Annotated in this window: 10 protein-coding genes; 7 read left to right on the top strand and 3 right to left on the bottom strand. The window is 71.1% G+C overall.

Annotated elements, in window-relative coordinates:
- Positions 1-164: 164 nt before the first annotated feature.
- Both ACOJTC_RS00630 and ACOJTC_RS00625 read left to right on the top strand, forming a co-directional pair.
- Entirely contained in the window at positions 165-1,364 is a 1,200-nt protein-coding gene (locus tag ACOJTC_RS00630) for an ATP-grasp domain-containing protein (protein ID WP_420115324.1), read from the top strand.
- A gap of 19 nt (positions 1,365-1,383) precedes the next feature.
- Entirely contained in the window at positions 1,384-2,736 is a 1,353-nt protein-coding gene (locus ACOJTC_RS00625) for a hypothetical protein (RefSeq protein ID WP_420115323.1), read from the top strand.
- A 37-nt stretch (positions 2,737-2,773) separates the two neighbouring features.
- On the opposite strand, the gene ACOJTC_RS00620 is transcribed toward ACOJTC_RS00625, so the two are convergent.
- Complete coding sequence (locus ACOJTC_RS00620) at positions 2,774-3,322, bottom strand: hypothetical protein (RefSeq protein WP_420115322.1); 549 nt, start codon at positions 3,320-3,322, stop codon at positions 2,774-2,776.
- Positions 3,323-3,785: 463 nt separating this feature from the next.
- Positions 3,786-4,826, bottom strand: coding sequence for a pyridoxal-phosphate dependent enzyme (locus tag ACOJTC_RS00615; RefSeq protein WP_420115321.1), 1,041 nt, complete (start codon positions 4,824-4,826; stop codon positions 3,786-3,788).
- A 170-nt stretch (positions 4,827-4,996) separates the two neighbouring features.
- Between ACOJTC_RS00615 and ACOJTC_RS00610 the strand changes: the two genes are divergently transcribed.
- Positions 4,997-6,220, top strand: a complete 1,224-nt coding sequence (locus ACOJTC_RS00610; RefSeq protein WP_420115320.1) for an ATP-grasp domain-containing protein — start codon at positions 4,997-4,999, stop codon at positions 6,218-6,220.
- Here the strand turns inward: ACOJTC_RS00610 and ACOJTC_RS00605 are convergent.
- Complete coding sequence (locus ACOJTC_RS00605) at positions 6,217-6,954, bottom strand: class I SAM-dependent methyltransferase (protein WP_420115319.1); 738 nt, start codon at positions 6,952-6,954, stop codon at positions 6,217-6,219. The two genes, ACOJTC_RS00610 and ACOJTC_RS00605, sit on opposite strands and share 4 nt — an antisense overlap.
- A 101-nt stretch (positions 6,955-7,055) precedes the next feature.
- Between ACOJTC_RS00605 and ACOJTC_RS00600 the strand changes: the two genes are divergently transcribed.
- The 4 genes from ACOJTC_RS00600 to ACOJTC_RS00585 form a co-directional block, all read left to right on the top strand.
- Positions 7,056-8,087 carry an enolase C-terminal domain-like protein gene (locus ACOJTC_RS00600; RefSeq protein ID WP_420115318.1) on the top strand — a complete coding sequence of 344 codons (1,032 nt, stop codon included), beginning with the start codon at positions 7,056-7,058 and terminating at the stop codon, positions 8,085-8,087.
- A gap of 2 nt (positions 8,088-8,089) precedes the next feature.
- Complete coding sequence (locus ACOJTC_RS00595) at positions 8,090-8,833, top strand: class I SAM-dependent methyltransferase (protein ID WP_420115317.1); 744 nt, start codon at positions 8,090-8,092, stop codon at positions 8,831-8,833.
- A 29-nt stretch (positions 8,834-8,862) separates the two neighbouring features.
- Positions 8,863-10,017, top strand: coding sequence for an MFS transporter (locus ACOJTC_RS00590; protein ID WP_420115316.1), 1,155 nt, complete (start codon positions 8,863-8,865; stop codon positions 10,015-10,017).
- Positions 10,014-10,860 (top strand): hypothetical protein (locus tag ACOJTC_RS00585; RefSeq protein WP_420115315.1); only part of this gene is annotated, 847 nt, incomplete at its 3' end. The genes ACOJTC_RS00590 and ACOJTC_RS00585, both read left to right, overlap by 4 nt.

Raw genomic sequence — 10,860 nt, 5'->3', positions numbered from 1 at the left:
CTGGCCGTCGCCACCCGGTACCTGCTGCACATCGCCCGGCCGCCGGGCCGGCTGCCGCTGTTCCTGATCCGCGAGGCCAACATCCCGACCGCCGCCGAGGACACGCTCGCGCGGCCCCCGGCGCGGCCGGCCCGCGCACCGCTACACCTGCCGGAACCTGCGGCATGAGAACCCTGGCCGTGCTCGGCGGCGCGGACGGGGCCATCACCACCCTCGTCACGGCGGCACGCCTCGGACTGCACACCATCTGCATCGACGCGCGTACCGACGCCCCCGCGATCGCCTACGCCGCGGAGTTCCTCAATCTGAGCACCCGTGACGTGCCCGTGGTCGCCGCCGCGCTCGCCGCCCGCGACGACCTCGCCGGCGTCGTCTCACCCGCCAGTGACGTCAACCTGCCCGCCCAGTACCGGCTGTCGGAGCTGCTCGGCCTCCCCAACGGGCTCTCCCCGCAGGCGCTGCGCGCCTCCGTCGACAAGGGATACTTCCGCGCGGTCTGCGACCGGCTGGGCCAACCCGGACCCCGGTTCGTGCAGGACAGGCCCGAGGCCGTGGTGAGCGGGTGCGGGGACCTGCGCTACCCGGTGATCGTGAAACCGACCGACTCCAGCGGCGGACGCGGCATCAGCCTGTGCGCGTCACCCGCCGAGGTACCCGCCGCCGTGGACGCCGCCGCCGCGTACTCCGCCGCGGGCATCGTGATCGTCGAGGAGTTCCTCGACGGCGAGCACTACGCGGTGGAGGCCGTGGTCGCCGACGGCGAGATCGTGCTCTTCGGGCTCGGCGCACGCACCCTCACCGAGCCGCCGCACTTCGTCACCCTCGAACACGTCATGCCCGGGGCGGACGCGGACCTCGTCGCCCGCTGCCGGGCCACCACCGAGGAGATCGTCGCCGCACTCGACTACCAGTGGGGGTCGCTCAACGCCGACCTGCTCGTCGACCGCGACAACCGGGTGATCGTCATCGAACTGGGGGCGCGCCTGGGCGGCAACGGCTCCGCCGAGCTGCTCGGCCTCGTACACGGCGTCGACGTCACCGCCGCGTACGTGGCAATGGCCGTCGGCGAGCGGCCCGACCTGACCCCCGGGGAGCCGGCCTGCGCGGCGATGCGGGTGCTGCGCGCCGCCCGACCGGGCAAGCTGGTCGCCGTCCGCGGCGACGACACGGTACGGGCACTGCCCGGCCTGGTCGACTTCATCCTCGCGGTGCGTCCGGGCGACCACGTCGAGCCGTACCACCGGGCGGGCGCGAAGCTCGGCTACCTGCTCGCGACCGCCCCCGACCACGACCGGCTACGCGCCACCCTGGCCGCCGTCGACGCCCACCTGCACTTCGACGTAGAACCGGAAGAGCGCCCGTGAGCGGCCCCGACCCGGTCGCATGAGGACAACCGCCCCGACCGCCCTGCCCCGACCGCGCGTCGTGATGGTCCTGCTGGCCGGACGCGGCGCGTACCGGCTCGCCGTGTACGCCGCGGGACTGATCCTGCTGGCCGTGTGGGGTCCGGACGAGTTCGCCGCGTACGCGGGACCTGTCGGCGCGCTCGCCTGGTACACCGTGGCGGTGTCCAGCGGGCCGGAGAAGGCCGCGCTGACCCTGATCGCGCGGCCGGGCGGCGCACACCTGCACCGGCTGGTGCGCGCCGTCGCGGTCACCGGGCTCGCCGTGCCACTGGCCGGATGGCTGCTGCTGGTCGTGGCCGGCGCGGGGGACACAGCGGTCCGCTACGCCGCCGCGGCCACCGCCGCCGGTGGGATCGGCTGCGCCACGGTCCTCGTCGCGCTGTACCGGCTGCGGGGTGCCCCGCTGGTCGACGGAGCGGCGTACCTCGCCGTCGCGGCCGCGTACGCGGTCGCGGTCGCGCTGGCGCTGGCCGGAGCGGGAGCCACCCAGGTTCTCACCGCGCTGGCCGCCGCCGGCATCGCGGTGAACGTCGCGTTGCTCGTCGGCCTCGTGCGCGGCGACCGGAGCACGCCCGCGCCCCCCGGCGGCACGCCCGGTCCCGGAGCAGGTGCGGACACCGCACGGGAGCCGGCGGCGCAGCACCCGGCCCCGGCCCCGCACGAGGGTACGACACGGTGCGCCGACTCGGCTGCGGGTCACGGGGATGCGGTCGCCTCCGACGTACCGGCGCTGCCACGCCGGGTCGCGCTGCGCGCCGCGGCGCTGCTCGGCGTCGCCGAACTGCTGGGCACGGCCGGCGCGTCGGCCCTGTACGCCGCCCTGGCCGCCCTGGGGGACGCCGCCGAGATCAGCCTCTTCTACGTGCTGGTAGTGGTCACGTCGGTGGTGTCCACCGGGTGGGGTTACCTGCTGCGCCTCGTCCAACCCGCCGTCGCGGACCGCTACGAACGGGCCGGCGAGCTGGCCGGCTGGCGGGCCGCCCGGCGGACGCTCGGCGCGACCATGGCGTTCGGGCTGCCCGCAGCGGTCGCGCTGACCGCCGCCGCCACGGCCGGCGCGGGACCGGACCTGGTCTATCCGGCGATCGCCGTGGAGATCGTGCTGTTCGGCGCGAACGCCGTGTCGGCGCTGCTCCTGGAGGTCAGCGGCGCGCGGGGTCGACGCTGGTCGGCGCAGGCGGCGGCGGCGCAGTTCGCCGTCGTCGCCGGGACCGGTTGGCTGCTCGTGCCGGTCACGGGTGCCCTCGGCGGCGTCGCCGCGCTGGTCGCCGGCGAGTTGGTCCGGGCGGCCCTGCTGTGGCTCGCCGCAGGCCGGGCGGTCAGCAGGTGAGGACCGGGCGGTCACGGGCTGGGCGGCCCGGACCGGGTCAGCTGGGAACGTCCACCCGGCACCACACCTCGGCGTCAGCCAGGAACGCGCTGGATGACGCCGTCGGCTCGTGGGTCACCTGTGGTGACCCCGCCACGGCGACCCCGTCGACGGTCAGCCGCCCTGCAGCGCACGGCACGTACACGGTGGAGAGCAGGTTCGGGGTGCCGCCGAGGTTGAACTCGGGCACCCGGATCAGCCGCCGGTCGAGCGGCTCGTCGATCTCCACGACGACGTCGGCGGCCTGCGCGCGGATACCCCGGGCCAGGTCGTAGTCGAGGCAGACCGCGGTGTGCGTCACCGCCGGTGTGCCCCACGGCAGGCCCGCGACCTCCGGAAAGTGCCGGGTGAACTCGTCGGTCAGCCACCGGCCGAGTTCCGGTCGTGGGGTCAGGATCCGGACCTCGCCCGCCTGCCACACCACGACCGCCTGCCCCGGGCCCCGTTCGGACCAGTCCACCCGCCACACCGACGCGAACGCGGTGCGTTCTCCGGCGGCGTCGAACAGGGTGAGTCCGGGGTTGGCACCGATCAGGCGTACCGACATCGTCATCCCTACCCCGCCACGAACCCGTCCGGACCGTGAACCTATCAGTGCTACCCGGGCGTGGAAACGAAGCCTGGACGGCGAATGACCCGATACAGAGCCGCAGTGCCCCCGCACCGCAAGGACTTTCCCGCCTGCGGCATGGCTCTACGGTCGAGTAATCGAACCTGTTCGGCACCTGGGCTTGGTGGTTTGAGAGGGCGTGGCTGCCATGGCATCCGGCATTGTTGTGCGCGTGCTGCGCGTTCTGGCTGGCCCTCATTCGGACCTCCGGCCAGTGCCTGCGCTCGACAGCCCGAAGAGTATGTCCGACACCGTGTTGACTCTCCGTCGAGCAATGTTCACCGCAGACGCTACTGCCCCGTTGTGGTGGGCCACCACGCCACAGAAGTTCCCGGTAGCCCTCGATCCGTCCGGGCGCGTTGACATCGTTGCCGTGAGCACCCGGCTCCAGCCATGCGATTCAGGGATACTGAGCTCTCGGGTGGCGCCTCCAGCGCATGACCGACCAGGGCGGCGCGAGTCCGTCGAGCGAGTCGATCTCCATGGGTTTGAGCGTGTCGGGGTTCAGGGCATCGGGGTAGCGGGCGAAGACCCGTTCGACATAGCGATGCCCGGTGTCCGCCCCCACGACGAGGTGGGTGCGGCCGGGGTCCCGTTGTGCTGTCCAGGCCGCCGCGAGGTAGGCGGCGCCGGTGGACAGGCCTGCGAAGACCGCGTGGTCGCGCATCAGGCCGATCGTGCCAGCCATGGCGTATCGGAATGTCAGCCAGTGAATCTGGTCATAGAGGTCGTGCCGGACGTTGTCGAACGGGATGGCGCTGCCGATGCCGGCGATGATGGCTTCGGGGTCCTGGAACCGTTCGCTGCCGAAGCTCACGCTGCCGAACGGTTGGATGCCGACGAGCGGGGTTGCCGGGTCATGTGCTCGCAGCGGCTGGATCAGCCCTCCGCTGGACGCGCCGGTGCCGACGCTGGACACCACGGCAAGACGCGTGTCCGGCAGCGCGGCGCGCACCAGGTCGGCGAGTTCGGCGTAGCCAAGATAATGAACAGGATCGTGGTACTGGCGCATCCAGTGCATGCCGGGATTGGCGCGCAGCAGCTGGCGTACCCGCTCGACTCGCCGGTTCTGGTCGAGCCGCAGATCGTGCTCGGCCGGCATCTGGTCGACGGTGGCACCGAGGATCTCCAGCTGGGCCCGGATGGTAGGTGTGACCGTGGTGGAGGCGATGATGTGGCACCGTAGGTCGTAGCGGTGGCAGACCATCGCCAGTGCCAGTGCGTAGATGCCGCTCGAGCTGTCGACGAGGGTGTCGCCGGGCCGTATTGTGCCGTCGGCGAGCAGGGCCCGGACGGCGCCGAGCGCGGCGTAGATCTTCAAGGTCTCGAACCGTAGCAGCACAACGTTGTCCGACAGTCTGATCAGGCTGGGAGCCCGGATCGCGTCGGTGATGTGGCTGTGCACGGTCGTTGGCACGTCGGGCAGGTTCGGCAGTGGCATCGGCGGTCGTCCCTGGGTTGAAGCCGGTGGATGGCGGAGACACTTAAAACGCATTGAAGTCGACGCATGTCCGCGTCGGATGGTAAGTCGTGCCGGCGGCCGCATTAGTTCCACGGCGATCGATGTGATGGGTCGGGAACTCTTCGGGCCGACGGGACGACATATACACCGTGACGATTGCCTGCCTCGAGATGCTCTCCTTCGGGCTTGCCCACCTCGTACGTGCTGCCCGCGCTGCCGGCGAGCGGATCGTGCTGCTGACCGGTGTCGAGGAGCTGTACCTGCACGAACTCGCGGAGCTGCCGCCCGAGGCGATCCAGGTCGTTGCCGTGGACACGAACGATCGCGAGGCGGTCTCCCAGGCGCTTCGCGCGATCGAGGACCTCCGGGGTCTGATCAGTTCTACCGACACGTGGGGCGTGACCGGTGCCGAGCTCGCCGTCGAGCTCGGTCTGCCGGGTGTCGACCCGGCGGTCATCCGGCTGGCGCGCGACAAGTCACGCGTCCGGGACCTGCTTCACGGCAGTAGGCTGAGCCCGTTCCCGGCGTTCGCCGTGGACGACGTGGCCTCGCTGTCGCTCGACGACCTGGCGGCAGCCGTCGGCCTGCCGGCCGTTGTCAAGGACACCGCCGGTACCAGCAGCCGGAACGTGTGGCTCGTCCGCGACGCCGAGGACCTCGCCCGCCTGCACCGGCAGGCCGCGGGCGCGACGCTGTTCGGGCGGTTGTTCGCGGAGCCGTTCCTCGCCGGCCCGGTCTACAGTGCCGAGACTGTGACCTGGGCCGGTCGCACTCGCATGCTGGGGATGTCGAGCCGCCTCATGTCGCCGCAGCCCTGGTTCCGGGAGGACGTGACCGCGTTTCCGGTGGCGTTGCCGCCCGAGGAGTTCCGGGCGATCGAGGATTGGCTTGGTGACGTGCTGGCGGTCCTCGGCTACACCGATCGGTTCGCCCATGTCGAGTTGGCCATGACCGCCGACGGGCCGCGTCTGATCGAGGTGAATCCGCGGATCGGCGGTGCGCTCGTGGGCGAGTCGATGTGCCGGGCCCTGGATGTGAATGTCTACGGGGGACTTGTGGACCTCGCGCTCGGCCGCCGCCCGCGGCTGCTCGACATGCCGATGGGCGGTGGACCGGCTGTGGCGTTCGTACTGGCGTACCCGGACAGACCCGGAGACCTAGTTGCCGTGCATGGCCTCGACGACATCGCCCGCTACCCTGGTCGACCCGAGTGGTACCCGACCAGGGCGGTCGGCGCCTCCATCGAGCACCTCAACGACGGGCGCGGCTACGTGGGGATCCTGTTGGCTGAGGGGCCGACCGCGGAGATCGCCACGCACCGCGCCGTGGCCGCGGCGGGTGCCGTGCGGGTCGAGACCCGCCCCGCGTGCTAGGGCCGGGTGCCGCGCACGATGAGCCGTCGGGCGTGGTTGTCGAAGGGCTCGGCATCGAATCCGCCGAAACACTCGACGCCGGTGAAGCCCGCCGCGGTGAGCATCCGCTTGAGCTCGGCGGCGCTGTAGAGGTGATGCGTGATGGAAGCCTGCCGGGCCCGACCGCCGCGGACGAGGTAGAAGTCGTCCCGGAAACGGGTCCAGTCATCCAGGACGGTTCCGCGTACGATCAGCGTTCCCCCATCGACGTCGGAGATGATCGGCGCGGCCCCGTCTCGGGCCGCGATCTCCTTGCCGTACAGGTCGATGAGGAGCCGGCCGCCGGGTGCGAGGCTGGTGAGCGCGTTGCGCAGCACCTGCATGTTCTCGTCGTGGTCGTCGAACAGGCCGAACGACGTGTACATGCTGATCATCAGGTCGAACTGGCCGGCCTCGACGAACTGGCGCATATCCGCCCGCAGCAGCCGCACGTCGACCCCGGCCTCGACCGCTGCCGTCGCGGCCCGATCGAGCAGCGCTGCGCTCAGGTCCACCCCGGTCACCTGCGCGCCGCGGCGGGCCAGCGGGATCGTGTACGTGCCCGGCCCGCATCCCAGGTCGAGCACCCTGGTGCCGGGCGACAGCCGCAGCAGCGGCGACGAGGCGACTGTCGTCTCGGCCTGCGCGGCACGTTCGGGCGAGAAGAACACCGCCGAGAAATCGGTCCACATCGACTCGTCTTCGAACCACTCCATTTGCCGTCCCCTCCGCCACCGGTCAGATCCACTTTCTTGTATATGTCGTTGCTGGTGCCCGATCGGTTCCGGCGCGTCCGACGATCGGAGAGAGGCATGTCATGCTGAGCCTGTCCGTCGAGCGTGTTTCGCTGCGGCTGACCGAGACCGTGCGAAGCTCCCGCGGCGAGATCAACGCTGTGGACACCTGCATGGTCACCGTCACCCATGCCGGCATCGTTGCCTACGGTGAGGGCACGCCGATCGAGTACGACGGGGTCACCGCGGACGATGTCGCACGGGCCATCGAGGCCGACGGCCCTGCCCTGCTCGGTCCCGACCTGACCGACCCGCAGGCGGCGCTCGAACGTGTCGACGCCTGGGACGCGCCGGCCGGCGCCCGGATGGCCTTGGACGGCGCGCTGCACGACTGGATCGGCAAGGTCGGCCGACGACCGACCTGGCAGATCCTCGCCGCGCCCCGCCGGATCGGGTCGACGGTGTACACGATCGGGATCGCGAGTCCGGCCGAAGCCGCTACTGCGGTCCGCAACGCACCGCAGGTGGGTGCGTTCAAGGTGAAGGTCGGCGGCCCCGACGACATCGATGTCCTCGACGCCATCCGGCAGGTAACACCGCTGCCGATCCGGATCGACGCGAATGAGGCGTGGGACCTCAGCACTGCGCGCGCCCTCACGCCACGTCTGCGCGCGCTCGGCGTGCACCTCGTCGAGCAGCCCTTCCCACGTAGCCGCATCGATGACTACGTCCGCTACAGAGAGCTTCCCGACCGGCTCCCGATCGTCCTGGACGAAGGATGCACCGACGTGGCAAGCGTCCACGCCGCCCTGGAACACTCCGACGGCATCGTCGTCAAGCTGTGCAAGGCGGGCGGCGTCCGCGCCGCACGACGGGTCATGACAGCCGCCCGGCAAGCCGGGCTCACGGTGCTGCTCAGCTGCATGTGCGAGTCGGAACTCGCCATCAGCCAGGCCGCGCTGCTCGCCCCGCTGGCCGACCACATCGACCTCGACGGGCACCTCTACCTCCGCGATCAGCCCTTCCGCGGACTCGGACTCGAGGGCGGGTGGATCGTCCTGGGCGACGGACCCGGGCTCGGGGTGGCGCCCGCGACCAGCCAGAGACGGAGTTGACGGTGAACTGGTACGAGGACATGAACCTGTGGTCCGGCTTCTCGGAGGTGCTCTTCACACCCGAGCGTGCGCGGGCCGCCGCCGATGCGGTCGCCACCTCACCCCTGCTCGCGTTCGCTCCCGCAAGCCGCGTGCTCGACCAGTGCTGCGGCACGGGGTTCTTCACCGCGCCGCTGGCTCGCCGTGGCTACCAGGTGACCGGCGTGGACCTGCACCCCGAGTTGCTCGAACGCGCTGCGTCCGCGTGCGCCGACGCCGGCGCGACGGCGTCCTTCGTGCGAGCGGACGTTCGCGAGTACGGGGTGCCGGAGGCGTACGACGTCGTGGTGAACATGTACACCTCCTTCGGCTACTTCGACGATCACGAGGACAACATGCGGGTGCTGCACAACGCCCACCGTTCCCTCGCTCCAGGCGGCCAGCTGCTCGTCGATCTGCTGAGCAAGGAGACATACGCGTCGTGGGTCGGACCACCGAAGATCGTCGACGTGCCCGGCGGCATGGTGGTGATGCGCGACACGATCCTGGACGACTGGACCCGCTACCGAACCGACTGGACGCTGGTGCGGGGCGACACCGCCGCGCACACCTCCCTCACCTGCTACGTCTACAGCGCCGCCGAACTGCGCGCCATGTTCGCGGAGGCAGGATTCGGGAAGATCGAGTGCTTCGGCAATCTGGACGGCGGCCCCTACGACGCCAACGCGACCCGACTGATCATCCGGGGCAGCAAGGGAAGCGGGTGAGACCCGCCGCACTCGGCTCGTTCACCGGGGTGCGGATCGCCCTGCTCGGCAGCGGGCTGCTCGTCAACCTGATCGGCTTCTCCGTCTACCCGTACCTGGCGATCCTGCTGCGGCATCGGATGGGCCTGAGCATGGATCAGGTCGGCGTCGTCCTGGGGCTGACGGCATTCGTGCAGTTCGCCGGCGGAGCGCCGGGCGCGGTGCTGGCGGAGCACCTCGGCCTGCGGCGTTCGCTGCTGCTGGCCATGGCGCTGCAGACGCTCGGTTCGCTGGGACTGCTCGCTGGCGAGGTATGGCCGGCGGTGACAGTCCTGGCGCTGATGATCCGGTCGGCGGCCACCGCTCTGTACTCGCCCGCGGTCCGCGCCTACACGGTGCACGGCGCGGGCCCGGACGAGCAGCCGCGGCTGGTGTCGGCGAGCTACGCCACCGGCAACGCCGGGATCGCCCTCGGGCCGGTGGTAGGTGCGCTGTTCATCAACGACCCGGGGGTGATGTTCGCCGCCGCGGCCACCCTGCATGCCGCACTGACGATCGGACACGCGCTCCTGCCGCCAGACTCCCGTGGCCATGCCCGGGCCGTCGAGCCGCTGCACCGTGCCCTGAGCGGACTGGCGGTTCTGCCGTTCACGGTGACTGCCCTGACCATCTACCTCCACCTGTACTTCTACCAGTATCTCGCGTCCTTTGCGGAAGGAAGGGTGCCCACGGTGTTCTACGGATCAGCCATGATGGGCTATTCGCTGCTGCTGGTCGTGCTGCAACCACTCTTGGCCGGGCGGGTCGAACAGATGCGGTACACCCAGGCGATGACGATCGGGTTCGGTGGCCTGGCCATCGGCATGACCGCATTCGCCGGCGGGCACGAACTCACGATCGCCGCCGGCATCGTCGCCCTCGGCGTGGGCAACTCGATACTCTTCCTCAAGAACGTCCTTGAGGCGCTCGCCGTCACCCCCCGCTCGGCGGCGGTGGTCTTCGGGCACCAGCGGCTCGCCGAAGGTGTCGGCGCGCTCCTCAGCGGTGTCGTCGGCGGCGTCGTCTACCAGGCGTTCGAGACCGCCGGACACCTGCCCGGGCTATGGCTGGCCGTGGCCGCCCAGTGTGTGCTGCTGCCGATCCTGGTCGTACTGGTGTGCCGAAGGCTCCGGCACCCCGCGACCGCACCGGTGGGTCCCCGATGAACCCGGCCGATGCAGTCGCCGCGGCCCGCGCCGTCGCGGGGCGCCTGCGCGAGGACGTGGTCGCGCGCGAGCGCGCCAACCGACCGCCGCGCGCCGAGATCCAGCTGCTACGCGGCAGCGGTCTGCTCGCGGCCGATCCCGACGACCTCGAGACGACGCACCTCGTCACCCGCATCATCGCAGCGTCCGACGCCTCGATCGGACACCTCCTCGGCTACCACTACACACACCTCTGGCGCGCCCGCCTGTACGACAACGCCGACCTGGCCCGCCGACTGCGACAAGACGTCAGAGCCGAAGGGCTCTTCGTGGCGTCCGTCAGCAACCCGCGCGACACCATCGTGGCGACCACGACCGGAGACACGTTCACGGTCTCCGGCCGGGGTGCGTTCGCCACCGGATGTGCGGTCGCCGACCGGATCCTGGTCGGCGCGATTCGCGACGACCAGGCGTCCCGCATCGTGGTGGTCGTACCCGGTGACGTGGACGGGCTCTCGCATCCGCCGGACTGGGACAACCTGGGTCAGCGCTTGACGGCCAGCGGCAGCATCGTCCTGCGGGATGTCACGGCCGGCTCCGCCGACGTGCTGGGCCCCTTCCCGCCGGGTGAGGACGAGACGAGCCCGAGATGGCAGCAACTGTCGCTCGTCTCCCTCGCCTTCCAAACAGTGCTCACCCAGGTACTCGTCGGCGTCACCGAGGGAGCGTTGGACGAGGCTGCCCGCTACACGCGGGAGCAGTCCCGGGCCCCCCGCGCCCCCCCGCGGGGGCCCGGCGGCGCCCGCCCCCGCCCCGCGCCCCCGCCCCGGCCCAAACCCCCCCCCCCACCGCGCCCGCCCGAGC

This window comes from Micromonospora sp., assembly GCF_048594385.1.
GTDB classification, from domain to species: Bacteria; Actinomycetota; Actinomycetes; order Mycobacteriales; family Micromonosporaceae; genus Micromonospora; species Micromonospora wenchangensis.
Note: the sequence above shows the minus strand (reverse complement) of the source record. Positions and strands in the feature narration are given on the sequence as shown.

Coding starts and splice junctions, on each gene's coding strand:
- ACOJTC_RS00630 (WP_420115324.1), top strand. CDS start 165: ATGAGAACCCTGGCCGTGCTCGGCGGCGCGGACGGGGCCATCACCACC.
- ACOJTC_RS00625 (WP_420115323.1), top strand. CDS start 1,384: ATGAGGACAACCGCCCCGACCGCCCTGCCCCGACCGCGCGTCGTGATG.
- ACOJTC_RS00620 (WP_420115322.1), bottom strand. CDS start 3,322: ATGTCGGTACGCCTGATCGGTGCCAACCCCGGACTCACCCTGTTCGAC.
- ACOJTC_RS00615 (WP_420115321.1), bottom strand. CDS start 4,826: ATGCCACTGCCGAACCTGCCCGACGTGCCAACGACCGTGCACAGCCAC.
- ACOJTC_RS00605 (WP_420115319.1), bottom strand. CDS start 6,954: ATGGAGTGGTTCGAAGACGAGTCGATGTGGACCGATTTCTCGGCGGTG.
- ACOJTC_RS00600 (WP_420115318.1), top strand. CDS start 7,056: ATGCTGAGCCTGTCCGTCGAGCGTGTTTCGCTGCGGCTGACCGAGACC.